The organism is Dactylosporangium sp. CA-052675, from assembly GCF_050947935.1.
Taxonomy (GTDB): domain Bacteria; phylum Actinomycetota; class Actinomycetes; order Mycobacteriales; family Micromonosporaceae; genus Dactylosporangium.
The window spans coordinates 4,003,254-4,027,277 of sequence record NZ_CP192010.1; the positions used below are offsets into that span (position 1 = coordinate 4,003,254).

General features: G+C 74.8%; 25 protein-coding genes. 13 read left to right on the plus strand and 12 right to left on the minus strand.

What is annotated here, in order from left to right; genetic code table 11:
* The first annotated feature begins 271 nt into the window (after window positions 1–271).
* Entirely contained in the window at window positions 272–1,285 is a 1,014-nt protein-coding gene (locus ACQP1P_RS18325; protein WP_433087885.1) for a hypothetical protein, read from the plus strand.
* A gap of 112 nt (window positions 1,286–1,397) precedes the next feature.
* Here the strand turns inward: ACQP1P_RS18325 and ACQP1P_RS18330 are convergent, their stop codons facing one another.
* A complete protein-coding gene (locus ACQP1P_RS18330) occupies window positions 1,398–2,660 on the minus strand; it encodes a hypothetical protein (protein ID WP_433087886.1) in 1,263 nt (420 codons plus the stop codon).
* Window positions 2,661–2,823: 163 nt separating this feature from the next.
* Between ACQP1P_RS18330 and ACQP1P_RS18335 the strand changes: the two genes are divergently transcribed.
* Complete coding sequence (locus ACQP1P_RS18335; RefSeq protein ID WP_433087887.1) at window positions 2,824–3,933, plus strand: sensor histidine kinase; 1,110 nt, start codon at window positions 2,824–2,826, stop codon at window positions 3,931–3,933.
* A gap of 50 nt (window positions 3,934–3,983) precedes the next feature.
* Complete coding sequence (locus ACQP1P_RS18340; RefSeq protein WP_433090043.1) at window positions 3,984–4,646, plus strand: response regulator; 663 nt, start codon at window positions 3,984–3,986, stop codon at window positions 4,644–4,646.
* Window positions 4,647–4,690: 44 nt separating this feature from the next.
* Here the strand turns inward: ACQP1P_RS18340 and ACQP1P_RS18345 are convergent, their stop codons facing one another.
* Complete coding sequence (locus tag ACQP1P_RS18345) at window positions 4,691–5,947, minus strand: PKD domain containing protein (RefSeq protein ID WP_433087888.1); 1,257 nt, start codon at window positions 5,945–5,947, stop codon at window positions 4,691–4,693.
* Window positions 5,948–6,147: 200 nt separating this feature from the next.
* Here ACQP1P_RS18345 and ACQP1P_RS18350 point away from each other — a divergent pair, with 200 nt between their 5' ends.
* The gene (locus ACQP1P_RS18350) at window positions 6,148–7,596 is read left to right on the plus strand and encodes an MFS transporter (RefSeq protein ID WP_433087889.1); all 1,449 of its coding nucleotides are present in this window, start codon (window positions 6,148–6,150) and stop codon (window positions 7,594–7,596) included.
* A 17-nt stretch (window positions 7,597–7,613) separates the two neighbouring features.
* On the opposite strand, the gene ACQP1P_RS18355 is transcribed toward ACQP1P_RS18350, so the two are convergent.
* The 3 genes from ACQP1P_RS18355 to ACQP1P_RS18365 all read right to left on the minus strand — a co-directional run bounded on the left by ACQP1P_RS18355 (window position 7,614) and on the right by ACQP1P_RS18365 (window position 10,914).
* On the minus strand, window positions 7,614–8,285 hold the full coding sequence (locus ACQP1P_RS18355) for a hypothetical protein (protein ID WP_433087890.1): 672 nt from the start codon (window positions 8,283–8,285) through the stop codon (window positions 7,614–7,616).
* A 50-nt stretch (window positions 8,286–8,335) separates the two neighbouring features.
* Complete coding sequence (locus ACQP1P_RS18360; protein ID WP_433087891.1) at window positions 8,336–9,643, minus strand: condensation domain-containing protein; 1,308 nt, start codon at window positions 9,641–9,643, stop codon at window positions 8,336–8,338.
* Between the two features lie 263 nt (window positions 9,644–9,906).
* Entirely contained in the window at window positions 9,907–10,914 is a 1,008-nt protein-coding gene (locus ACQP1P_RS18365) for a polysaccharide deacetylase family protein (protein WP_433087892.1), read from the minus strand.
* 64 nt (window positions 10,915–10,978) lie between these two features.
* Between ACQP1P_RS18365 and ACQP1P_RS18370 the strand changes: the two genes are divergently transcribed.
* Window positions 10,979–11,146, plus strand: coding sequence for a hypothetical protein (locus ACQP1P_RS18370; protein WP_433087893.1), 168 nt, complete (start codon window positions 10,979–10,981; stop codon window positions 11,144–11,146).
* A gap of 11 nt (window positions 11,147–11,157) precedes the next feature.
* On the plus strand, window positions 11,158–12,183 hold the full coding sequence (locus ACQP1P_RS18375) for a LacI family DNA-binding transcriptional regulator (RefSeq protein WP_433087894.1): 1,026 nt from the start codon (window positions 11,158–11,160) through the stop codon (window positions 12,181–12,183).
* A gap of 86 nt (window positions 12,184–12,269) precedes the next feature.
* Here the strand turns inward: ACQP1P_RS18375 and ACQP1P_RS18380 are convergent, their stop codons facing one another.
* The 3 genes from ACQP1P_RS18380 to ACQP1P_RS18390 all read right to left on the minus strand — a co-directional run bounded on the left by ACQP1P_RS18380 (window position 12,270) and on the right by ACQP1P_RS18390 (window position 16,467).
* Complete coding sequence (locus tag ACQP1P_RS18380) at window positions 12,270–14,750, minus strand: FtsX-like permease family protein (protein WP_433087895.1); 2,481 nt, start codon at window positions 14,748–14,750, stop codon at window positions 12,270–12,272.
* A 2-nt stretch (window positions 14,751–14,752) separates the two neighbouring features.
* Window positions 14,753–15,517: an ABC transporter ATP-binding protein gene (locus tag ACQP1P_RS18385; protein ID WP_433087896.1), complete on the minus strand. Its 765-nt coding sequence runs from the start codon at window positions 15,515–15,517 to the stop codon at window positions 14,753–14,755.
* Window positions 15,518–15,648: 131 nt separating this feature from the next.
* The gene (locus tag ACQP1P_RS18390; protein WP_433087897.1) at window positions 15,649–16,467 is read right to left on the minus strand and encodes a GH25 family lysozyme; all 819 of its coding nucleotides are present in this window, start codon (window positions 16,465–16,467) and stop codon (window positions 15,649–15,651) included.
* A 320-nt stretch (window positions 16,468–16,787) separates the two neighbouring features.
* Here ACQP1P_RS18390 and ACQP1P_RS18395 point away from each other — a divergent pair, with 320 nt between their 5' ends.
* Together ACQP1P_RS18395 and ACQP1P_RS18400 are read left to right on the plus strand one after the other, a co-directional pair.
* Window positions 16,788–16,931 carry a hypothetical protein gene (locus tag ACQP1P_RS18395; RefSeq protein WP_433087898.1) on the plus strand — a complete coding sequence of 48 codons (144 nt, stop codon included), beginning with the start codon at window positions 16,788–16,790 and terminating at the stop codon, window positions 16,929–16,931.
* 10 nt (window positions 16,932–16,941) lie between these two features.
* Window positions 16,942–17,145: a hypothetical protein gene (locus ACQP1P_RS18400; protein ID WP_433087899.1), complete on the plus strand. Its 204-nt coding sequence runs from the start codon at window positions 16,942–16,944 to the stop codon at window positions 17,143–17,145.
* Between the two features lies 1 nt (window position 17,146).
* On the opposite strand, the gene ACQP1P_RS18405 is transcribed toward ACQP1P_RS18400, so the two are convergent.
* A complete protein-coding gene (locus tag ACQP1P_RS18405) occupies window positions 17,147–17,776 on the minus strand; it encodes a LysR family transcriptional regulator substrate-binding protein (protein WP_433087900.1) in 630 nt (209 codons plus the stop codon).
* A 23-nt stretch (window positions 17,777–17,799) separates the two neighbouring features.
* Between ACQP1P_RS18405 and ACQP1P_RS18410 the strand changes: the two genes are divergently transcribed.
* Window positions 17,800–18,174 (plus strand): DUF5997 family protein, encoded by a 375-nt coding sequence (locus ACQP1P_RS18410; RefSeq protein ID WP_433087901.1) that lies wholly within the window; start codon window positions 17,800–17,802, stop codon window positions 18,172–18,174.
* Here the strand turns inward: ACQP1P_RS18410 and ACQP1P_RS18415 are convergent.
* Entirely contained in the window at window positions 18,131–18,595 is a 465-nt protein-coding gene (locus tag ACQP1P_RS18415; protein ID WP_433087902.1) for an SRPBCC family protein, read from the minus strand. The two genes, ACQP1P_RS18410 and ACQP1P_RS18415, sit on opposite strands and share 44 nt — an antisense overlap.
* Window positions 18,596–18,645: 50 nt before the next feature.
* Between ACQP1P_RS18415 and ACQP1P_RS18420 the strand changes: the two genes are divergently transcribed.
* The 3 genes from ACQP1P_RS18420 (at window position 18,646) to ACQP1P_RS18430 (ending at window position 20,210) form a co-directional block, all read left to right on the plus strand.
* Complete coding sequence (locus ACQP1P_RS18420; RefSeq protein WP_433087903.1) at window positions 18,646–19,137, plus strand: MarR family winged helix-turn-helix transcriptional regulator; 492 nt, start codon at window positions 18,646–18,648, stop codon at window positions 19,135–19,137.
* Between the two features lie 259 nt (window positions 19,138–19,396).
* Window positions 19,397–19,723 (plus strand): hypothetical protein, encoded by a 327-nt coding sequence (locus ACQP1P_RS18425; RefSeq protein WP_350614602.1) that lies wholly within the window; start codon window positions 19,397–19,399, stop codon window positions 19,721–19,723.
* 16 nt (window positions 19,724–19,739) lie between these two features.
* Entirely contained in the window at window positions 19,740–20,210 is a 471-nt protein-coding gene (locus ACQP1P_RS18430; protein ID WP_433087904.1) for a hypothetical protein, read from the plus strand.
* 11 nt (window positions 20,211–20,221) lie between these two features.
* Here the strand turns inward: ACQP1P_RS18430 and ACQP1P_RS18435 are convergent, their stop codons facing one another.
* Together ACQP1P_RS18435 and ACQP1P_RS18440 are read right to left on the minus strand one after the other, a co-directional pair.
* Window positions 20,222–22,396, minus strand: coding sequence for a DEAD/DEAH box helicase (locus ACQP1P_RS18435; protein WP_433087905.1), 2,175 nt, complete (start codon window positions 22,394–22,396; stop codon window positions 20,222–20,224).
* Window positions 22,397–22,428: 32 nt separating this feature from the next.
* The gene (locus tag ACQP1P_RS18440) at window positions 22,429–23,439 is read right to left on the minus strand and encodes an EamA family transporter (RefSeq protein ID WP_433087906.1); all 1,011 of its coding nucleotides are present in this window, start codon (window positions 23,437–23,439) and stop codon (window positions 22,429–22,431) included.
* Window positions 23,440–23,568: 129 nt separating this feature from the next.
* On the opposite strand from ACQP1P_RS18440, the gene ACQP1P_RS18445 reads away from it, so the two are divergent.
* Complete coding sequence (locus ACQP1P_RS18445; RefSeq protein WP_433090044.1) at window positions 23,569–24,021, plus strand: CGNR zinc finger domain-containing protein; 453 nt, start codon at window positions 23,569–23,571, stop codon at window positions 24,019–24,021.
* Window positions 24,022–24,024 lie beyond the last annotated feature (3 nt).

The window sequence follows — 24,024 nt, forward strand, 5'->3', positions numbered from 1 at the left end:
CGCCCGGATGCCGGCGCGGCTGTCGTCCCGCGGCGACTGGTCGCAACGGCCGCCCGGATGCCGGCGCGGCTGTCGTCCCGCGGCGACTGGTCGCAACGGCCGCCCGGATGCCGGCGCGGCTGTCGTCCCGCGGCGACGATCGCGTCGCCGTGCGCAACGGCCGCCCGGATGCCGGCGGGCCGCGAACCGCCGGATGCCGCTGCCGGTTCCGAGCCGCGGGCGGGCCGGTCGCCGGATCGATTCCGGGTGGGCGCCGCCATAGGGTGCCCGCATGAGCCCGGTCGGCGGTAAGAACAGTGGTCGTTTCCGGCCCGTGTCCGGCCCGTCCGCGAGGCCGGCGGGCCGGTTGACCTCGGCCCGCCGGGTCGTGCTCGGGGCCGTCCTGGCCGGCGTGCTCGCCGTGGTCACCGGGTGGACGACCGGCGCCATCAACGCGGCCGTGCAGTGGCTCGGCGGCGATTCGGGCCCGGTCCAGATCGCCGTCGTGCCGGCGGTCGGCCGCGGCCCGACGTCCGCGGGCAGCCCGGCCCCGTCCGGCGGTGGCGGCGGTGGCGCATCCGCCGCCGCGCCGGCCACCGGCAACGGGCTCGGGTCACCCTCGCCCCGCGAGGACGGCAGCGTGGCGATCGGCAACGCGAACTTCGAGGTGAGCGAGTCCGTCGGCCCGGGCCGGTGCCAGCTGCTGGCGGCCGTGGCGAAGCCCGCCGCCCAGGTGAGGCCGCCCTCCATCAACGGCGACCGGCCGGACCTGACCAGCTGGGTCGCGGACAACAGCGCCGCCGACCCGGACGTGACCACCTACTCGTTCACGGTCTCCGCGAAACCCGGCCGGACGGTGACGCTGACGCGGGCGCACACGGTCTTCGTCAAGCACGCGGCCCGCCCCGCGCAGGGAGCCTCCGTCAGCCTCCACATCGGCGGCTCCTGCGGCGCCGGCGGCGAGTTCCGGTACTTCACCACGGACCTCGACGACGAGTCGGGCGCCTGGGTGCCGACCAACGACGACGCGGCGCAGATCCACGAGGCGTCGAACTTCCCCTACGTCGTGAAGAACGACGACCCGGAGTCCTTCGTGCTCACCGCGAAGACCGTCGGCTGCGACTGCACGTGGCGGATCCAGCTGGACTGGACGTCCGACACCCAGACCGGGCGCACCGTGATCGACAACGCCGTGGGCCGGAACTTCCGCACGATGGGCACCGGTGGATACCCGCGCCTGGAATGGTGGCTCGACTACACCACCCACACGTGGGTCACCAAGCGGCCCAGCACGCCGCCCTGGTAGCCGCGACGCCGGCCGCCCCGGATCGCGGCATCAGCGTGCGGCAGGCCGCTCGACAACCCGGCCCGGACCGCTCCGGCCGGCGGCCCGGGCGGGCGCCGGCCGGAGGTGCGGGTCAGGCAGTCGCCGGGGCCGGGGCGGCCGGGGTCGCGTGCACGGCCGGGGCGGGGTAGCGCAAGGAGCGGGCCAAAAGGCCGAAGCCGGCCAGGAGCAGCAGCGGGCTCAGCAGGCTCAGCGGGCCGACGCCCAGCGCCAGGAAGGCCACGATGCCCGCGCCGACCAGGACCGGGACCCACCAGCGGGAGCGGCCGTCGGCCGTGGTCGCCGACGCGGTCACGATCAGGCCGAGCAGCGTGCCGAACATGCCGAACAGCACCCAGCCGACCGCGAACAGGGCGTAACCGCCCATCGCGTCGCTCACCCGCGTCGCCTGCTCCGGGGTGAGGACCATGCGCGCCGCCAGGTCGGTGTAGTCGCCCACCATCAGGCCGCTGAAGTTGGCCAGCGCCAGCACCGTGACCAGGCCCGCGACGCGGGCGAAGCGGCCGCCCGTCTGCATGATCGTCAGGACCGCCGGGATGAACAGCAGCCAGCCCAGGTGCAGCAGGAACGCGCTGGCCTGCGACTGCACCGGGTGCTCGGTGAACTGGGCCGGGTCGGGCGTGAAGCCGGGCACCGTGGCCAGGCCCGCCGCGAACGCCACCGGGGCCAGGACCAGGCACACGCGGCCGACCGAGAAGCGGAAGGCGCCGAAGGTGTCCGGCTCGTCGGGGTCGGGGACGTGGCGGCCGAGGGAGCGGGCCGCGAGCGTGTACGCCACCGTCATCACCAGCGGGCCGGCCACGCACCAGGGCAGCGGGGTGATCGCGAACAGGAAGTACCCCGCCGCGCCCGCCAGGGCCGCCCCCGCCACCCACCACGAGATGATCCGCGCGCGGGCCGCCGCGATCGGCGCGAGCACCAGCGCGAGGGCCCAGCCGGCGAGGCCCGGCAGCTGCCAGCCGAACGTCGCCCAGCCGCCGAGGGACTCGAACGTCTCGTTCACCCGGGCGACCGTGCCGTTGTCCGGCAGCGTCTGCTCCAGCGCCAGCAGGAACACGTCGAACGCCATCAGCGCGGAGAACGTGACCAGGCCGAAGACCGTCGCGACCCAGGCCACGCGGGCGAGGACGGCGCCGCGGCGGCGGATCGGGCCGAGCAGCGCGAGGAACCCGGGGACGAAGAGGATCCACGCCCAGTGCAGCAGTACCGCATGAGTCTCCGTGGCCGCCGGGTGCGCCCGGTAGACGCCGAAGGACCCGTCCGGGGTGCCGAGCGCCGGGTCGACCGCGGTCGCCACGCCCAGCACGATCGGCGCCAGTATCAAGAAGAGCCGCATCGCGGTCTCCCTTCAATGCGAAGGAGTCGGAGCCGCGAACGCTACGAACGCGGGGCGCGGCGCGAACCCGCAACGCGGGCGAACCGGGGTCCCCCGCGCGGCGGACGGCCGGTCATCCGGCGGACGGGTGAGGAACCGGGGGATCGGCCCGTACCGTCAGGAGGTGCGCAGCAGGTGGCGGGTCGATCTCGGGGTGACCGGCGGGTTCGTGGCGTTCGCGCTCGTCGAGGAGGCCGTGGTACACCCGCCCGGCGCCTGGTGGCCCTACGTCCTCGCCGCCGCGGCGGTGCTCGTCGCGCTGCGGCGCGGCGTCCCGCTCGTCGCGCTGGCGGCCAGCTGCGTGCTCGTCAACGTGGTCGTTGTCGACTACCGGCTCTGGCAGCTCGCCGCGATGATCATCGCCGCCTACACGGTCGGCCGGCACGTGCCGGTCGGGCGCAGCGGCTGGCGCGGATACGCCGGGCTGGCGCTGATGGTGGCGACCTCGCTGTCCTTCTGGCACGTCGACCCGTCCGACCCGATGGCGGCGCTGTTCTTCCCGTGGGGGCCCTGGGCGCTCGGCGTCGCGTTCGCCTACCAGCAGCGCCAGAGCGCCGACGCGGCGGCGGCCCGGGCGGCGATCCGCGAGCAGCGGGTCCGCGAGGCGGTCATGGAGGAGCGGGTGCGCATCGCCCGGGAGCTGCACGACATGGTCGCGCACAGCGTCACCGTGATGGTGATCCAGGCGGGCGTCGTGCGGCGGCGGCTCGACGCGGGCCTCGACGTCGACGGCGAGCTGCTGCGCGGCATCGAGTCGTCCGGCCGGGACGCCGTCGGCGAGCTGCGCCGCACCCTGGGGCTGCTGCGCGGCGACGACGGCGGGGCCACCGCCGCGCCGGTCGGGCTCGACCGCCTCGACGAGCTGGTCGCGCAGGTCCGCGAGGCCGGGCTGACGGTGACGCTGCGGCGGGAGGGCGAGGCCGTCCCGCTGCTGCCGGCGGCCGACCTGTCGGCGTACCGAATCATCCAGGAGGCATTGACCAACGTCTTGAAGCACGCCGGGCCCACGCGGGTGACGGTCGAGGTCCGCTACGCCGGCGACGGCGTCCACCTGTCCGTCACCGACAAGGGCGGCGGCACGCCGGCGCCGGTCGCGGGCGGCGGCGGCCAGGGCCTGATCGGGATGCGGGAGCGGGCGGCGCTGTTCGGCGGCGAGCTCACCGCCGGCCCGCGCCCCGGCGGCGGGTTCGCGGTCCACGCGCGGCTGCCGGTCCAGGCGGCGGTGCCGGCGTGACCGGTCCGCAGCGCAGCCGCGTGCGTGTGGTGATCGCCGACGACCAGCGCATGGTCCGGGCCGGGCTGCGCATGGTCATCGAGACCGAGCCGGACATGACGGTCGTGGGCGAGGCGAGCGACGGCGTGGAGGCGGTCGCCCTCGCCCGCCGGCTGCGGCCCGAGGTGGTGCTCATGGACATCGCCATGCCCCGCCAGGACGGCCTGGAGGCGACCCGCACCCTGCTCGCCGCCCCGGGCGCGCCGCGGATCATCGTGCTCACGACGTTCGACACCTACGAGAACCTCTACAACGCGCTGCGCGCCGGCGCGAGCGGCTTCCTGCTCAAGGTCTCCTCCCCGGAGCACCTCATCACCGCGATCCGCGTGGTGGCGGCCGGCGAGGCGCTGCTCGACCCGGCCGTGACCACGCGCGTCATCTCTGCCTTCGCCGGCGCGCCCGGCCCGCAGCCGCCCCCGGAGCTGGCCGACCTGACCCCGCGCGAGACGGACGTGCTGCGCCTGATGGCCCGCGGCCAGTCCAACGCCGAGATCGCCGCCGCCCTGGCCGTCGGCGAGGCGACGGTCAAGACCCACGTGGCCCGGGTCCTGATGAAGCTCAACCTCCGCGACCGCGTGCAGGCCGTCATCTACGCCTACGAGTCCGGCCTGGTCAAGGCCCGCGGCCAGGCCTCGTCACACCGCCACGATCCCGCTGCCCAGCCGCACCCCTGAAACGATCGGGCGCACGCGAATCTCCGACGCCGCGGCGGCGACAGCTAGAGCATCGGGAGCAGGCCGATGCGGCCGTGGTACTCCCCGCCGATCCAGTCCGTGTCCGAGCCGACCAGCAGCCCGGCCGGGCACGTGAGCAGGACGCCGACGCCGACGCCGCGGCTGTGCGACGGGTTCCACGGCAGCGCGGCCCCGGTCGCCGGGTCCAGCGCGGCGATCCCGGAGCGCTCGACCGCCCCGGGCCCCTTGGACTTGTGCCCCTTCGGGTTGTCCATCCACTGCATGTGCCCGCCGACGTAGACGGCCGCGTCGGTCACGGCCACCGACCACAGCGTGTTCCCGCCCGTCCGGTTCACCCACACCGGCTGGTGGTTGCCGCCGCCGGCGACGTCGAAGCGGGCCGCGCTGTCGCACATCCGGGTCGGGCCGGACATGCCCCCGGTCGCGCTCACCACGATCCAGGTGCCGTCGGGCGCGAAGTCGACGCCGCGCAGATAGGAGTCGTACAGCGTGTTGCACCGCCCCGTGTAGGCGTCCGTCGACCAGCCCGAGACGGCCGGCGCGGCCCCGGCGTCGGCGACGACGAGCTGGGCGCGCTTCTGCCCGGCCGCGGAGTCGAACGCGCCCACCGCCGCCACCCGGGCGCCGTCGGCGCTGACCGCGACCTCCTCGACCTTCACCAGGCCCCGGTCGCGGCGGGCCAGCCGCAGGTCGAACGCGGCGTCGGTGGTCCCGGTCGCGGCGTCCACGCGGGCGAGCGCGACCCGGGGCAGGCCGCCGAGCTGGGTGAAGGTGCCGCCGATGTACAGCCACGACCCGGCCGTCGCCAGGGTGCGGATCTGGCCCTTGCCGGCGGTCGCGGCGAACCCGGGCACCGTCGCGCCGGTGACCGCGTTCACCTCGGCCAGCCCGGTGCGCGGCTGCCCGTTGACCTTCGCGAACCGGCCCGCGACGAACACGCCGACGCCGTCCGGGGCCGGGGCGAGCGCGGTGACCGGCCCGTCGACCGTGGCGCCGGTGTCGAGGATGCGCCCCGAGCCCAGCTCGAAGGCGAACAGATACCGCCGCTTGTACCGCACCCCGCCGGCCGAGTCCGCGACCTGCGTGAAGTCGCCCCCGACCACGACGGTGCCCCCGACCACGGCCATGGCGCTGACGGTGCCGTCGAGCACGTTCGGCGTCCACGCGACCGGCTTCTCGCTCACCACCCCGGGCTGGGCGACGCCCGCGGTCGCGGACCCGGCACCGGCCAGGACGATCAGCAGGACGGCTACGGCGAGCAGGCGGCGCTTGGTGGACACAGACCTTCAACGACCCTTCGCGCGACTCGGTCACGGCGGCGTGCAACCGCGGGGTCGGTCGTTCATGCCGGACCCGGCGACCGATGGGCTTGTGACCACGGTCTCAGTCCACGCGGCGGTCACCTCGCGGGAACACGCTCGTGGCAGGCTCGGCCTCCTGGCCGACCGGGCCACCGTCCCCGCGCTTGGAGCCCCACCCCATGACCCAGACCCAGGAGCCCGCCGCCGAGGCGCCGTCCGCGCACGTCCGCGCGGCGTGGACCCGGCGGCAGCTCGTCGTCGTGCTCGTCATCGGCACGGCGGCGCTCATGGTGTCGCTGACCCAGTCGCTGCTCGTGCCGGTCCTGTCGGAGCTCGCCGTCGACCTGCGCGCGGGCGGGGACGGGGTGGCCTGGCTGCTCACCTCGACCCTGCTCGTCGGCGCGGTCGCGGTGCCCGCCTTCGGCCGCCTCGGCGACCTGTTCGGCACGCGCCGGATGCTGCTGGTGACCATCGGGGCCCTGGTCGTGGGCTCGCTGATCTGCGCCCTGGCGGACAACCTCACCGTCATGATCATCGGGCGGTCGGTCGTGGGCCTCGCCGTCGCCGCCGTACCGCTGAGCATCAGCCTCATCGGCGTCACCCTGCCCCGGGAGCACGCCCCCGCGGGCATCGCGCTGATCAGCGCCATGCTCGGCGTCGGCGGCGCCCTCGGCCTGCCGCTGGCCGGGCTCATCGCCCAGTACGCCGACTACCACGTGCTGTTCTGGATCTGCGTCGCCGGCGGCATCCTGACCGTGCCGGGCATCGTCCTGCTCGTCCGCGAGCCGGCCCGGGTCGCCAAGGGCCGCATGGACCTCGTCGGCACCGCCCTGCTCGGCGCCGCGATGCTCGCCCTGCTGCTGCCGCTGGCCCAGGGCGCGTCGTGGGGCTGGACGAACCCGTGGACCATCGGCCTGCTCGGCGGCGCCGTGGTCCTGCTGGCCGTCTTCATCGCCGTGGAGCTGCGCCGCGCGTCCCCGCTCGTCGACGTGCGCACCACCGCCCGCCCCTCGCTGCTGCTGACCAACATCGCCTCGCTGTGCGTCGGCTTCGCCCTGTTCGCCACGCTGATCGGCACCGCCTCCTACGTGCAGGCCCCGGCGGCGACCGGCTACGGCTTCGGCCAGTCCGTCCTGGCCGGCGGGCTGTGCATGCTGCCGGGCGGCATCGCGATGCTGCTGCTGTCGCCGTTCTCGGCCCGCCTGCGCCCGCGCACCGCCCTCATCATCGGCTCGCTCATCATCGCCGCGGGCTTCGCCACCCGCATGGTCCTCGTCGACTCCCTGTGGCAGGTCGTGCTCGGCGCCACCGTCTCCGGCGCGGGCACCGGCATCGCCTACGCGGCGATGCCGGGCCTCATCATCCACGCCGCCCCGCGCTCGGAACTGGCCGCCGCGAACGGCCTGAACGCCCTCTTCCGCAGCGTCGGCAGCTCCCTGGCCAGCGCCATCGGCGGCGCGATCCTGGCGGCGCAGACGATCACCCTGGCCGGACACGCCCTGCCGTCGCTGGCCGGCTACCGGACCCTGTTCGCCATCTGCGCGGGCGCCGCGGTGCTGGCCGCCCTGCTGGCGGTGTTCATCCCGAGGCACGCGGCCACCGCGGACGCGGCCCTGCCCGAGGACTGAGCCGTCACGCCCCGCGCCTAGAAGGGGATCGCGGTCAGCCAGTCGCCGCCGCGCAGGGGGCGGTAGCCGAGCGGGGCCAGGGTCCGCACGACGGCGGGCATGTGCGCGGCGCCGTACACCACGGCGACCTCGATGTCCTCGCCCGCCCGCCGCTCGTGGACGCGGGCCAGGTCCGCGCTCAGGAGCCGGTCGCGCTCGACGAGCATCGTGCGGTTGAACAGTGGCGCCCGCACCTCGGAGTCGTCGCTCACCTCCAGGTTGCGCGCCAGCAGCCAGGCGCGGCCGCCGACGGCCATGCTGACGGTCAGGGCCGGCACCAGCAGGGCCAGGTCGAGCCAGCCCAGCAGCGGCAGGCGGTCGCGGCGCCCGCGCAGGAGCGCACCGTCCGGCCAGACCGTCGGCACCCCCAGCGCGGCGTAGTCGATGTTCTGGTGCACGAGCCCGCGGGCCTGGCGCTGGCGGGTCAGGCGCATCGCGGTGACGTACGCCAGGCCGGTGGAGCTGGGCCCGTCGTACGTCTCCGCGACGATGAGCTGGGACCGCGCGATCCGCTCGGCGATGCGCCGGTAGTACTCCGGCCGCCCCATGTGGATGGTCGGGACGAGCACGAACCGCAGGGGCGTGTGCCGGTTGCGCAGTACCACGACCGCCGATCGCACACCCAGCACGCTCACCTCGGTGATCTGCATGGCCGCCTCCCCGTGACGTGACCCAAGCGTAGGAAGGCGGCGCCGGGCCGTCAGGCCTCGACGGCAAACCTTTCCGCTTCCTTGAGCAGGCGGCGCGCGTCGGGCAGGGAGAGGTACCGCGTGTCGACCTCCATGATCAGACTGACCGCGTCCGGGGACTCCTCGACGTGGAACATGAGCTTCGGGCCCAGGAACGCGGCCGGCTCCTCACGCAGCTCCGTGCGGGCCAGGGCGGCCCGCGGGTCCTCGGCGCCGGGCGGCGGGGCGGCGCTCGTGCGGCGGTCGTTGTAGAGCACCCGCAGGTCGACGCGGGCGCCGCGGTCGCGGCCGACGCGCTCCTCCAGGGCCGCGCGGTCGGCCGGGTCGTAGTAGGCGTACTTCGAGGCGCTCATCGACGCCGAGCGCGCCCGGGCGATCGCCTGCTCCGCGCTCGCCCCGGCGACGTCGAGCACGCACAGGCCGTCCTGGGTCAGCGGGCTCACCACCTCGCGCAGCGACGGCCGGAACCGGTTGCCGATGATGCCCAGCGCCACGAACGGGCTGCGCCCGACGCGGTGCAGGCCGGTCGCGAGCGCGGCCAGCAGGACCCAGGCCGGGTCGGCGCCGGCGCGGGCGGCGAGCCGGGCCGAGGCCAGGTGCAGCGCGGGGGAGCGCCAGTGCAGGCGGCAGAACGTCGGGTCGCCGGTGTCGGCGGCGTCCCCGAGCACGCTGAGCGGGACGGTGCGCAGGTGGTGTTCCCAGTACCGCATCGCCGCCGCCGTGTGCCGCCGCATCCCCGGCTCCCGCTGGGCCAGGGCCAGGTCCAGCGGCGACGGGGCGGTGTGCGGGCCGGGGTCGGCGGCGGCCAGGTCGCGCATCATGACCTCGACGCCGCCGAGGTCCGCGGCGATGTGGCACATGAGGGCGACCACGTGCGTGACGGCGCCCCGGTGCCGGACCACGCCCATGCGCAGCGGCCACTCGGAGTCGTAGTCGAACTCGCGCTCCCGCCACCGTGCCGCGAGCGCCTCGGCGACCGCGGCCGGATCCTCGCCGGGGTCCTCGCCCTCGTGGATCTCCAGCGCCGTCTCGCCCTCGCCGAAGATCTCCTGGGTGACGGTACCGTCGCCGCCGAACCGCAGCAGCGTGCGCATCGACGGGTAGCGGCACATGTGGAAGCGCAGCTCGCGCACGAAGTCCTCGACGGTGCGCCCGTCGGTGACCGCGACGACGCCGCCCATCGGCAGCGACGAGCCGATGTCGACCATCGCCTCCCAGACCTGCTGCTGCCCCCACGCCAGCGGCCCGGCCCCGGCCCCACGCCCCTCGAACGGCACGACGACGCGATCCACCAGCACGGCGCGCTCCTGTCTGCTCACCCCCCGTGCCGATATCCGTCGCCCTGCATGCTGACACCACCCGATTCCGTTGCACGATCAGCCGTTCGGCTTAGTTCGCTACTTGAAATATCTCCCGATCCCCGGATATGTGTCCTTCCGGACAGACCCTCAGCGCGGCGCGGACCAGCGGCCCGGACGGCGGCTGGGAGCGTTGCCGCTCGACGGTGCGCTCGGGCCGTCGGGGCAGGCGGGGCGGTGGTGCGGTGGCGCGGCGGGGTGATGCCGCGCCACCGCGTCGGGTGCTAGGTGCTACACGAGACCGTCGGCCAGGTCCAGTTGCCGTTGGTCATGATGGTCACGCCGAACGTGTTGCCCGCGCCGTTCGGCCGGCCCACCATCACCTGGGAACTGGTCCAGGTCGCGTTCACGTTCCACGTCGCGCTGATCCTCGCCGGGCTCGGCACCGTCATCGTGACCGTCCACGCGTTGCTGCCCGAGACCGTCACGTTGAGGTTGTACCGGTCGCTCCACTGCTGACCGGCCGAGAGGGTCGCCGTACAGCCGCCGCCCTGCGGAGGTGGCGTCGTGCCCCCGCCGCCGGGCGGAGTGCCGCCGCCGTCGGGGGCCACCGCGCGACCGGTCTGCGGGGAGATCATGCCCGCGCACAGGTTCCGGCTCGCCAGGCCCTGCGCGATGCGCGGGATCGCGGCCAGGGTGTTGCCCGGCCACTCGTGCATGAGGATGATCTGGCCGTTGGTGAGGCGGGCGTTCGCGGCGACGATGGCGTCGACGCTCGCGCCGTTCCAGTCCTGCGAGTCGACGTCCCAGATGATCTGGGTCAGGCCGTACTTCGCCTCGACCGCCTGCAGCGTGCCGTTCGTCTCGCCGTAGGGCGGGCGGAACAGCCGCGGGGTGCCGCCGCCCGCGTTCGCGATCGCCTGCTGGGTGTGGGAGATCTCCGAGTCGATCTGGGCCTGGCTCTGCTGGATCAGGTGCGGGTGGGTGTAGCTGTGGTTGCCGACCCACATGCCGGCGGTGACCTGGGCGCGGACCTGGGCCGGGTACGCGGCGGCGTACTGGCCCTCGTTGAACATCGTGGCCCGCAGCCCGTTCTGGCGCAGGGCGTTGAGGATCGCGGGGGTGTGGTCGTTGGACGGGCCGTCGTCGAAGGTGAGCCCGACGTACCCGTTGCAGGTGGCGGCCCGCGCCGGGGCGGCCCCGACGACGCCGGTGGCGAACGTGGCGGCCGCGGCGAGCGCGAGGGCGCCGATCAGGAGACGGCGGGTGCCGTTGTTGGTGCGTCTGTTCATGTGCGCGCTTTCCTCCTCAGCAGGGCAGCGAGCCGTGACCCGGTGGGGCGGCCGGGTTTGACGGATGTCGATGGCGCCAGTATTGGGCGGCCTGTTCGGCGGTGTCAACGATTTCCGGAAGCGCCTGAGCCGGTTCAGCTGCCGTGACGTGCCGATCTCCAGCTCCGGGAACCTGAAAGTTCCGGAATTGGTTCCGAAAACGGCGGCGTGCGAAAATATCGAAAACTGGTGAAGGGGATGCGCGTGTCAGTCGAGGACGCAGGTCGGGTCACCATCACCGCGATCGCGCGCGAGGCCGGCGTGTCGGTGCCCACGGTGTCCCGGGTGCTCAACGGGCGCTCCGACGTGTCGCCCCAGACGCGCGAGCGGGTCGAGGCGATTCTGCGCGAGCACGGGTACCGCCGCCGGACCGCCCGGAACAAGCCCGCCGCGAACCTCATCGACCTCGTCTTCAACGACCTCGACAGCCCCTGGGCGGTCGAGATCATCCGCGGTGTCGAGGAGGTCGCCCACGCCACCGGCATCGGCACCGTGGTCTCGGCCATCCACGACAAGCCGGCCTCGGCCCGGCAGTGGCTGCAGAACCTGCGCGCCCGCGCGACGGACGGCGTCATCTTCGTGACCTCGGACGTGACCCCGCCGCTGCACGCGGAGCTGCGCCGCCTCGACATCCCCCTAGCCGTCATCGACCCCGCGGGCGTGCCGACCATCGACGTGCCGACCGTGGGCGCGACGAACTGGGCCGGCGGCCTGCGCGCGACCGAGCACCTGTTGTCCCTGGGCCACCGGCGCATCGGCTTCATCGCCGGCCCGAAGCGCCTGCTGTGCAGCCGCGCCCGGCTGGACGGCTACGGCGCCGCCCTGGCCGCGGCCGGCCTCGACACCGACCCGGCGCTCATCCAGCAGGGCGACTTCTACCACGAGTCGGGCTGCTCGGGCGCCGACGCCCTGCTGTCCCTGCCGGAGCCGCCGACAGCGATCTTCGCCTCGAGCGACCAGATGGCCTTCGGCGCGTACGAGGCCGTGCGGCTTCGGGGCCTGCGCGTGCCGGACGACGTGTCGGTGGTGGGCTTCGACGACCTGCCGGAGAGCCGCTGGACGTCGCCGCCTTTGACGACGGTGCGCCAGCCGCTGGCCGAGATGGGGCTGATGGCCGCGCGTACGGTGCTGCGCATGGCCCACGGCGAGACGATCGAGACCCCGCGGGTGGAGCTGGCGACCGAACTGGTCGTCCGCGACAGCTCAGCCCCACCCCGAGCGGCATCGTAATGGCGCGACTACGTTCCGTTTTTCGATTTCTATCGATGTGTTAGGGTGAATCAACCAGAACAAGGCACCCTCGGGACCCATGTGGCCTAGTCGCGCTGACCAATGTTCTCCATCAGCGGCGCTCGCAGCAGCCGGCCGATCGGCACGATGGTGGTGACCAGCGCCAGCACGGCGGTGCCGCCCAGCACCAGCGCCCACCCCAGCGGAGGCACATACGGCAGCAGGCTCCCCGTGAGCGCCTTGACGACGGCGACCAGCGTCACCGCGGCGATCGCGACTCCGAGCAGGAGCGCGGTGCCCAGCAGCCCGACCTGCTCGGCCCGCACCATCCGCGCCGCCTGCCGGCGGGTCACCCCGACCAGCCGCAGCAGCGCGAGCTCCCGCCGTCGGGACAGCGCCGCCATGACCATCACGTTCGCCGCCGCCAGCGCCGCGTAGCCGACCATCACCCCGATCAGCAGCCGGTTCAGCCACGCGCTGACGGCGAGGTCGTTGCCGACGCGGGCGGTGAGCTCCGAGGCGGCGGTGACCCGGCCGCCCGGGTATCGGGCCGCGATCCGCGCGAGCGCGGCGTCGATGTCCGCGCTCGCCGAGCCCGGGCCGCCCGAAGCTGCGGGGTTGGTGCGGACCAGGATCGCCTCGTCGGTCGTCGCCGCCGTGTGGCCCGCGACCGTCGCGCGGGCCAGGGTGAAGTCGCCGAAGCCCAGGCCGCGGTCGTACACCGCCGCCACCGTCAGCGTCACCGGCGTCCCGTCGCCGAGGCGGATCTCCGCCCGCGAACCCGCGTGCCAGCCGTGCGTGCCCGCGCGCATCGACGACACCGCCACCGTGTCCGCGGCCAGGGCGTCCAGGCGGCCCTCCGTCACGCGCAGGTCCATGGTCCCGGCCAGGCCCGCCGGGTCGACGACCTGCGCCGGCGCCGTGTCCAGCTCGCCCATCAGGGTCACGAGAACGTTCGTGTGCGAAAGACCCGTCGCCGCCCGCACGCCCGGGATCTTGCGAACCTCGTCGGCCGCGGACGCGGGCAGGCCGCCGGGCGCCACCAGGGCCCGGTCCGCGCGCAGGCCCGCCACCGACTGCGACACCGTCCCGCGCTCCAGATTGTCCTGGACGAACCAGACGGACCCGCCGAAACCGACCGCCAGCACCAGCGCCGTCACCACGGCCGCCGAGCCGCGGGCGTTCGCGCGCAGGTTCGCCACCGCCAGGCGGCCCGGGGCCGTGCGGAACACGTACGACCACACGCGCGCCGCGAACGCGTTGATCCACGGCGCCAGCAGCGCCACCGCCGCGGTGAACAGGTAGAGCATGCCCGTCGCCGCCGCCAGCGCCGTCTGGCCGCCCGCGGCCACGGTGAAGGAGCTCGACGTCGCCGCGCCCGCCAGGACCACCACGCCCGAGACCAGCCGCACCCGGCCGCCGCGCGCCGGCTCCACCGCCGCCTCGCCCAGGGCCTCCGTCGGGCGCATCCGCGAGATGCGGCGCCCGGCCAGCAGCGCGGCCAGGACCGCCGACACCGCCGTCAGCAGCGCCGCCGCGGCCGCCGCGACCAGCCCCGGCGACATGGGCAGCGAGGCCGGGACGAAGCCGCGCGACACCAGCGAACCGTGCACCCAGCGCGCCGCCAGCAGCCCCGCCGGAATGCCCAGCACCGCGGCCGCCGCGCTCACCCAGGCCGCCTCGGCCACCAGCAGGCGGCGGGCCTGGCCCGGCGTCGCGGCGATCGCCCGCAGCAGGGCCAGCTCCCGGCGGCGGTGGCGCACCGACAGCCCGACGGTGCCGGCGACCACGAAGACCACCAGCAACACGACGTACCCGCCGAAGCCGGCGCCGGCCACGATCAGCAGCTCGCGGGCCGCCCCGTCAGCCGAGCGCAGCGCGCGGCCGCGGTCCTCGCCCGCGTACACCCGCAGGTCCGGGCCGGCCAGCCGCGCGAGCGCGGCCGGGGACGGGGTCCCGAACACGGCGATCGCGCCCGGCCGCGGCGACAGGGCGGCCGCCCGCGCGTCGGTCAGGAACACCGCCGGCTCCGGGCCCGTGGCGACGCCGCTGACCCGCAACCGCAGCGGGTCGCCGCCCACCACGACGTCCACAGTGGACCCCGGGGCCAGGCCGAGCCGGGCGTCGGCCACGATCTCGTCGTCGCGCTCCGGCGGATTTCCTTCCCGCAAGGTGTACGGCGAGAGCCCCGCACTCGCCCAGCCGTGCCCCTCGACGAATCCGCCCGCGACGAACACCGGCACGGTCAGGTCGACGACGACGCGATCGACCGCGGGCAGCGCGCGGATCTGCTCGGCCAGCGAGACCGGCACCGTCCCGCCCTCCGGCAGGGCGATCGTGCTGGTCTGCGGGGAGCCGTCGAAGTCGCGGGACGAGACGGTGACGTCGGGCCGGGCGACGATGATGTCGGCCGCGGCGTACCGGCCCGCCGGCGGCACATGGCGCACGCCCGACTCGACCAGGACACCCATCGCCGTGAGGATCATCGCCCCGGCCGCGAGCGCGAGCAGGGTCGCGACCGCCGAGCCGGGGCGATGGCGCAGCATGCGGAAGGCCAACCGGCGCACGGCTAGGACCCCCGCACCATCGAGCGGCGGTCCAGCGACGCCAGCAGCGACGCGATCCGCGTGACGCCCGGCTGGGGCCGGTCGTGCACGATGCGGCCGTCGGCGAGGACGAGCACGCGGTCGGCGTACGAGGCGGCGACCGGGTCGTGGGTCACCATCACCACGGTCTGGCCGTGCTCGTCGACGATCCCGCGCAGCAGCTCCAGCACGTCGGCCGCGGTGTTCGTGTCCAGCGCGCCGGTCGGCTCGTCGCAGAAGACCACGTCGGGGCGGCCGGCCAGGGCGCGGGCGATCGCCACCCGCTGCTGCTGGCCGCCGGAGAGCTCGGCCGGGCGGTGGCCCAGCCGCTCGCCGAGGCCGACCCGGGCCACCACGTGCGCGAGCCACGCCGGGTCGGGCCGGGCGCCGGCCATGCGCAGCGGCAGCTCGATGTTCTCGGCCACGCTCAGCGCGGCGATGAGGTTGAAGGCCTGGAAGACGAAGCCGACGCGGCCCCGGCGCAGCTCGGTCAGCCGCGTCTCGGACAGCCGCGACAGCTCGGTGTCGCCGATGAAGACCCGGCCCGACGTCGGCCGGTCCAGCCCCGCGGCGGTCTGCAGCAGGGTGCTCTTGCCCGAGCCCGAGGGGCCCATGACCGCGGTGAACGTGCCGCGGGCGAACGTGGCGTCGACGCCGGCCAGCGCGTGCACGGCCTGCGCGCCGGCGCCGTACGTGCGGGTCAGCGCCTCCACGCGCACCGCCGCCGCGGCTGCTGTCGTGACGGACATCGTCTCGTGTCCCTTCGTGTCGTCGAACCGGAAATGCGCGCACCGAGAACGCTAGGGCGCGGTTCGACGACGGGCGATGCAGCCCGCTGGCGGATCGTGGTACAGCAGGCGCTACCGACCCCGGCGAGGGGCTAGGGCCACGCGAGGGCGCGCAGGCCGGCCGGCCCGCCGTTGACCACGTCCCGGTCGTGGCTGTGCGCCTCGTCCGGGTTCCCCGGCGCGTACTGCCACAACGCGAACGTCGTCCACCCCGCCGGCAGTTTCGGCGGCCCCTTCGTGTAGTTGGCGATGTCCAGCGGGTAGTCGCCGTAGGAGGTGTCGTTGCCCGTGCAGGGGTTCCACCAGTACGTGTTCGTGTAGATCATCGGCTTGCGGCCGATCTCGCGCTCGATGCGGCCGATGAACGCGGCGATCCAGGCCCGCATCCGCTCCGGGCTCAGGTTGTAGCAGGGGCCCGCCTTGACCCCCTCGTAGGGCCACTCGAGGTCCACGAACGGCACCAGGGTCCGGGCGTCGCGGGTGAACCGGGCGTGGCGCAGGAAGTGCTCGGCCTGCCCGACCGGGTCACCCTTGTCCGGGCGCGCGTACACGTAGGCGCCCACGTAGCGTCCCGCGGCCCGGGCGGCGAGGTAGTCGGCGTCGAAGTGCGGGTTGACGTACGACAGCCCCTCGGTCGCCTTCACGTAGACGAACTGGCTGCCGGCCGCCACCTCGGTCGGCCAGTGCACCGTGAACCTGCGGTGGTCGTGGCTGGAGATGTCGATGCCGCCGATCGGGTAGCCGGCCGGGCGGCCCTGCTCGATCGCGGCCACGGCCGCGGGCGACGGCGGCTCCGGCGGCGGGCCGGGCACCACCGGCCCGGGCGGCGCGGAGCCCGCGCCCCAGACGCACCCGGTCAGCACCAGCAGCAGGAACGCGACCGGGCGCCGCTCGTGCGGGGTTCGGGCCATACGGCGGAGGCGGAGGCGGGTGACCCGCCAGAGCACCCTCCACCGCACCGCCACGAGATCCAGTGTGCCCCGACTCGGCCGGCACGGCATGCGCACGACCGCCGCGGGGCCGGCGGCGGTCACCCAGCGTGTTCGACGCAGTCCTCGCACCATGTAGATGCCGCGGCGGTGGGTGCGATAACACGTTTCCGGCAGCAATATCGTTCGATGGTACGGGCGCTTTACATGCCTGATGGGGTGGGCCAACATACGGCTCGGCCGGGGTGCCGGGGCGGTGTGACCGCCGGCGCCGGCGGTCGCGAGTCGAAGGGATCAGCGGTGTGGTCAACAGCACCGGGCGCAAGGAGACGTCGGGCTCGGCGTTCGACCCGCACTCCTTCTACGCGTACACGCTGGACCCGGCGGCCGACGTGCCGGCCCTGGTCAAGACGTATTCCGGCCCGCAGTCGAACATCGGGGTGTGACGTGAACCGGATGACAGCGGCGGGGATCGCCGCCGCCGTGGCGGTGCCCGGCGTCGTGCTCGCGGTGTCGATCTGGCCGTCCGAGGCGGCCACGACGCAGTACCGCGAGGGCGTGGCATGGCAGAACACCGCGTACAACCAGCCACCGCACCCGAGCTTCTTCCTGGGTGACGGCATGGGCACGCCGGCCGCGCCGGGGATCTACACCCCGTGATTCACCGGGGCCGGCGGGCCTTGCTCGCCGGCCCCTTCGGCGGGGCCTGCCCGCGGGTGCTGTTGGCCGTCCGGCCACGCACGATGCCGATCATCTCCTCGACCAGCTCCGAGTGAGCGTCGATCGGCCACGCCAGCGCCACCGAGGACACCGGAGCGTCGAGGACGGGTTTGTACTTCACGTCCTTGCGGTGGTACAGCCGGGCCAGCGACTGCGGCACGACCATCAGCCCGACCTCGGCCGCGACCCACTCGACCGCGGTCTGCGTCGACTCGGGCCGCTCCACGCCCGGCGAGGGCGGTTCCCACGCCAGCACGTCGTCGAGCGGGTGCAGCAGGGGCTCCCCGAGCTCGGCCAGCTCGGCCACGCTCAGCTCGTCCGCGGCGTGCAGCACGTGGTCGCGGTGGGCCAGCACGACGCTCTGCTCCTGGTACAGCGGAATCGCATGCAGCACGTCGCGGTCCACGGGCAGCCGCAGCAGCGCGGCGTGCCCGGACTCGAGCAACCGCGCCGCGGCGTCGGCGGCCGCGACCGGCACGAGCTCGAGCGGCGTCTCCGGCCGCCGCTCCGCCCAGGTGTGCCGCCAGCGGTCGATGACGACGCCGGGCACCACGAGCAGGCGGAAGGTCATTGGCGTCACGCTACCCTTGCCCGGTGAGCAAGCCGAAGCAGACCCAGACGATGAAGCCCGCGACCGCCGCGCAGAAGCTCGACGTGTTCCTGCCGGCGACCCCGCGGGAGTTCCAGGAGCGCCTGGTGTCCCGCGACGAGCTCGACGAGCTGCAGCGCAACCCGCCCGAGTGGCTGGTCGAGCTGCGCCGCGACGGCCCGCACCCGCGCAACGTGGTCGCGGCCCGGCTGCGGGTGTCCAACAGCGGCCTGGCCCGCGGCGGCGTGACCGAGGCCCTGACCACCGCCCAGATCGCCGAGCTCAACGCGAACCCGCCGGAGTGGCTGATCCGCGAGCGCGAGTCGTTCGCCGAGGTCAAGCGGGAGGAGCGCCGGCTCGCCGAGCGCGGCCGCTCCTAGCCCCGCCGAGCACGGCCCGCAGCCGGTCCGCGTCGCCGAGGAGGTTGCGCCGCAGCAGCGGCGCGGCCAGGCGCCGCAGGCCGTGCAGGGTGACGTGCAGCTCGAGGCGCACGGTCGCGCCCGTGCCGGCGGGGGTGACCGTGCGCGAGCCGTGCGCGTCGGCGCCCTGCGTGGTGCGCCAGGCGAAGTGCCGGCCGGGGTCGAGCGCCGTCACCACGCCGAGGTTGTGGTAGCTGCCGCCGGCCAGGCGCATCAGCTCGTCGGTGACCGTGCCCTCCCGCGCCGGGCCGGGCGGGGTCGGCACCATCCGGGTGACGCCGCGGCGCCACGCGGGGTCGTTGGCGTAGTCGGCCACGTAGGCCCACACGTCCTCGGCGGGCCGCTCGATGTATGTCTGCGCGCTGAGCGCGTAAGTAGTCATGCCTCGAATAATACGGCGTCGAACTATCGGACTTCGAATAGTATGTCGGCATGACGACGCCGGACGACGTGGACCGGATCATCGAGCAGTGGCGCCGCGAGCGGCCGGACCTCGACCTGGACGCGATGGCGACCTTCGGGCGGCTCGGCCGGCTGTACGGGCTGCTCGGCCGGGCCGTGGACGCCACCTTCGCCGCGCACGGGCTGCAGCGGGGGGAGTACGACGTGCTGGCGGCCCTGCGCCGGGCCGGGGCGCCGTACGAGCTGATCCCCTCGGCGCTGGCCGACACCCTCATGCTGTCCCGCGCCGGGATGACCAACCGCCTCGACCGGCTCGAGGAGGCCGGGCTGGTCGAGCGCCGGGCCAACCGCGACGACCGCCGCAGCCTGCGGGTCGCCCTGACCCCGGAGGGGCTGCGCCTGGTCGACGCGGTGACGACGGAGCACGTGGCGAACGAGTCGCGGCTGCTGGCCGCCCTGACCCCGGCCGAGCGTGCGGCCCTCGACGGCATCGCCCGCAAGCTCCTGGACAGCCTGGGCTGAGCTGGACTGAGCGGGCTCCCCGGCCCGGCCGGGCGACGCCGGGTTCACGACCGGCATGATGCGGCAGGCCGGCGGGCGACCGTACACAGTGGACGGCACCGGCGCCACCGGCCGCCCGGTGGACGGCTCCGCCCTCACCGGCCCGGGCCGCGTCCTGGCCCCGCGGGCGGTGACGGTGCCGGCGCCCCGACGGGGGACGCGGGTCCAGGCCACACCTGCGAGCTGCTGCGTCGCCGATCATCGCCTAAGATCGGGCGCGATGTCGCCTCGTATCCTCCAGTCCGCCCTCGGCGTCGCGATCGCCATCGTCGGCAACCTCCTGGCCGACGTGGCCGCGATCGTCGTCATGCGCGCGCACGGGGGCGACGGGCTCGGCTGCGGCTCGTCGCTGGACCCCAGCGGGCGGTTCAACCTGCTGACCGCGCTGATCCTGACGTACGGCGGCGCCCAGCTCGTCCTCGGCGGGCTCGCGTTCGGCGTGTCCCTGCTGCTCAAGCCGCCGGTCCCCTTCTGGGCGGCGCTGCGCGCGGGCTGGGCGGTGCTGGCCCTGCTCTCCGTGCTGTCCATGTTCTACCCGGGGTGCTGAGCCTTACAGTAGTTCGATGGCGGTTGATGCGCCGATGCGGCAGCTCGCCCACCGGACGGGCTCCGGCGAGTCGGCGCGCGGCTCCTGGAGCACCTACGCCCTCTACCCGATCGAGGCGCCCCGGCCGGTGACCGGCCGCGCCCGGGCCGAGCTGCTGTGCCCCGAGTGCGGCGGGGCGGTGGCCTTCACGATCGCGAGCGCGGCCGTCGCCCGGCGCCGCCGCCGCTGGTGGCGGGCGGTGGCGGCCGGGCCGGTCGCACTGGCGCCGGTGCTGTTCCTGCCGGCCGCGGCGGCCGCCACGACCTGGCAGGCGGTGACGCTCGCGGTCCTCGGCACGGCGCTGCTGCCGGTGCTGGGCGCGGGCGCCTACGTCGCGTGGCGGCGCGCCCGCGAGGAGGACGGGCTGCGGCTGCGGCGCGCGGACGGCACCCACTCCCTGCGCCCCGCCGGCGCCACGTCCGACTTCAGCGTCGCGCTGGAGCCCTGACCCGCGCGCGCTCACGGCGCCGGGGCCGGCTGCGGCGCGCCCGAGAGGCGTTGCTGCTCCTGGGCGACGATCAGGCGCGCCAGCTGGACCTCGGACATGTCCACCGCGCCCGGGGTGGCCTGCGCGATCGTGCTGTGCCGGACGTAGGCGTCGAACAGCTGCGCCTTCGAGCCGAGCAGCTCGATCATCCGCTCGTCCACCGAGTCGGCGATGAGCAGGCGGTGGACCTGCACCGTGCGCACCTGGCCCATCCGGTGCGCGCGGGCGATCGCCTGGGCCTCGATCGACGGCTTCACCTGCGGCTCGCACAGGATCACCACCGAGGCGGCCTGGATGTTCACGCCGACGCCGGCGGCCTCGATCTGGCACACGAGCACGGCCGGCTTCGCGGCGGCGGTGAACCGGTCCACGATCCGCTGGCGCTCGGCGACCGGGGTCGAGCCGGTGATCGGCCCGCACGCGGCGGCCCCGAGCGCGGCGCCGACGGTGGTGAGGACGTCGCGGAAGTACGAGAAGACGACGACCTTGCGACCGTTGGCCATCGCCTCCCGGGCCAGCTCGAGCAGGCGGGTCAGCTTGGCCGAGTCCTGCGGCCGGCGCACCGCGAACGCGGCCCGGCGCATGGCCATGAAGTTGCCGTCGCGCACCGCGTCGCGGTAGGCGGCCCCGTCCTCGGCGCCGAACCCCTCCCACTCGTCGACCTGCACCAGCTCCGGCAGCTCGGTGAGCACGTCGGACTGGTTGCGGCGCAGATAGACGGGGGCCGCCGCGCGGCGGAACGCCTCGACGCTGATCGCCGCGTGCTCGGGCCCCATGCCGGCCGCGATCTCGGGCCGCAGGTGCTCGATGAGGGCCCGGAACTCGTCGATGCGGTTCTCCATCGGCGTGCCGGTGAGGAACAGCACCCGCTCGGACTCGGCCGCGACCCGGTTGACCGCCTGGGACCGCTTCGCGCCCGGGTTCTTCACGTAGTGCGCCTCGTCGACGACCATCAGCGCGGGCCGGGGCGGCGGCAGCTCGAGCGCGCCGAGCGAACCGAACGTGACCACGCCGGCGCCGCCCTGGGCCCGCCACCGGGCGACCGCCCGCGCGCGGCCGTTGCCGTGCAGGCTGACGACCGGGATCGAGCAGTGCCGGGCGATCTCCCGGGACCAGTTGATCAGGACGCTGGCCGGGCAGACGACGAGGAAGTGGGTGGAGCCCCGCGCGGCCAGGTGGGCCATCGCGGCGATGGCCTGGACCGTCTTGCCCAGCCCCATCTCGTCGCCGAGCACGACCCGCCGCTGCACGAGCGCGAACCGGGCCCCGAACGACTGGTAGCCGCGCAGCCGGAGCCGGTCGTTGAGCCGGGACGTGTCCAGCTGCTGCGCGCCGACGCGCTCGACGATGTCGGCCGGCAGGAAGCCCTCGCTCGCGGCGACGTCGCCGCCGAGGCCGACGACCTGGGCCAGCAGGCCGTAGTAGTCGGCCGAGTGCTGCTCGAAGTCGCGCCAGACCTGCTTGTCGCGGGGCGTGCGGACCCGGCGCACCGCCTCGGCGGCCGCGGGCAGGCCGCTCGCCTCGGCCGCGTCGACCAGCGCCCGGACCCGGCCGGCGGCCTCGTCGGCGACCGCCTTGTCGCCGGCCCGCATGAACAGCCGCCGCAGCCGCCCGGCCTCGGCCGGCCCGGCGATCGGCCGCTGCTCGGCCAGGTCCGCGGCGAGCCGCTTGGCCTCGGCCTCGTGGGATCCGGCCGTGGTCCACACCGCGCCCCAGGTGTAGAGCGCCCGCACCAGGCGGGTCATGTCCGGGTTCTTCGGGTCGAAGTCGATGCGGAACCGCAGCGCGTCGCGGGCGGCCCGCTTGAGCTGCTCGGCGGCGTGGATGGTCTTGCGGGCCGTGCCCTCGCCGATGCCGGGCACCCGGGTCAGCCGCTGCGGCCCGGCGCGCAGCACGTCGGCGACGGAGGTGATGCCGTGGGCGGGCAGCTCGTCGAGGCGGGCCCGCCCGTCGACGGTGTCCTTGACCGTCTCGATCGACATCCGTTCGATCGCGGTCCACACCTGCGGCTCGCTCGCGACCGCGTAGGCCTCGAGGACCTCGGTCCGGGCCGCGGCCACGACGGTCACGATCGCCTCGGCACCGGCGTGCGTCCCGGCGGCCCGGGCCAGCAGCGCGCGCGTCTCGCGGCGGGTCGGGGCCGTCATGCCGTCGAACGTACCCGAACCGCCGGCATTGCTCAGGACGAGCCGTGCGGGCCGGGCACCAGGGCGGGCTCCGCGGCCGGGGTCACCGGCCGGAGCGCTTCGGCCGTGGCGGCCTCGCCGTCGTCGTCCGCCCGGACCAGGGCGATCCCGGCGAGCACCACGACGCCGCCGGCCAGCTGCCAGCCGCCCGGGCGCTGACCCAGGGCGAGCCAGGCGAACAGCACGGCGAAGAGCACCTCGAGCAGGCCGACGAAGGAGGCCACCTTCGCGCCGAGCAGGCGGGTCGCGGCGATGCTGGTGGCGTAGGCGAGGGCGGCGGCGATGACGGCCAGCCCGGCGATCGGCACCGGCCAGGGCATCGCCCGGCCCAGCAGCGTGACGTCGGCGGCGCTCGTGCGGAACTGCAGCAGCCCGGTGACGTCGAAGACCGCGAGGCCGAGCGCGCCGACGACCATGCCCGCCCACGCCAGCGCGATCGGCGGCAGGGCGCCCTCGCCGCGGGAGGCCATCACGAAGTACACGGCCAGTCCGGTGCCGGCCAGGATGCCCCACAGCACGCCGATCGGGTCGAGGCCGCCTCCGGCCGGGTTCAGCACCAGCAGGAGCCCGGCCAGCGCCGCGACGCTCCCGGCGACGGTGCGCCGGCGCGGCCGCTGCCCGTGCCGCAGCCAGGCCCACGCCACCACGAGCAGGATGCCGCCGTACTCCAGCAGCAGCGCGACCCCCACGTCAAGGCGCTGGACCGCGTTGAAGAAGAACAGCTGGCACCCGGCGACCGCGACCGCCCCGAACGCGACCACCTCGCCGAGCGCCGAGCGCAGCAGCCGCAACCGGCCCCGCAGCGACCACAGCGCGAACGGGGTGAGCACCAGCGCGGCGATCGCGATGCGGTAGGTGACCAGGGCCCCCGGCGTCCAGCCGGTGGCCATCAGCGCGTCGGCGAACACCCCGGAGGTGCCGAACATCGCCGAGCCCAGGACCGCGAGGCCCAGCCCGGCCGCGCCGCGCCCGCGGGCGTCATGGCCAAACCGCGTTATGCTCATGACAGCAACGTAGGCCCGCGCCGGTAAGGAGTCAAGAAGATTTTCACTCATGACACCGAACTCACGCTCACCGCGACCGCGGCCCTCGTCAACACCGACTCGGCCGACGACGGCGAGCTGCTGCCCGACATCGCCGCGCTCGACGCCTTCGTGCGCCGGCAGCGGTACACCGGCTCCCACCGCCACGACGAGGCCGAACTCGAGGCCGTCCGGGCGCTGCGGCCCCGGCTGCGGGCGCTGTGGAACGCGGGCGAGGACGAGGCCGTCGAGCTCGTCAACGCCATGCTGCGCGAGGGCCGCGCCCTGCCCCAGCTCGTCCGGCACGACGAGTTCGACTACCACCTGCACGCGACCGCCGCCGAGCAGCCGCTCGACGTGCGGCTCATGGTCGAGTTCGCGATGGCGATGGTCGACGTCATCCGGGCCGGCGCCCTCGACCGCCTCCGCGTCTGCGCCGCCGACGACTGCCAGGACGTCCTCGTCGACCTGTCGAAGAACCGCTCCCGCCGCTTCTGCGAGTCCGGCTGCGGCAACCGGCAGAACGTCGCCGCGTACCGCGCCCGCAAGGCCTCCGGCGGGTAAGTC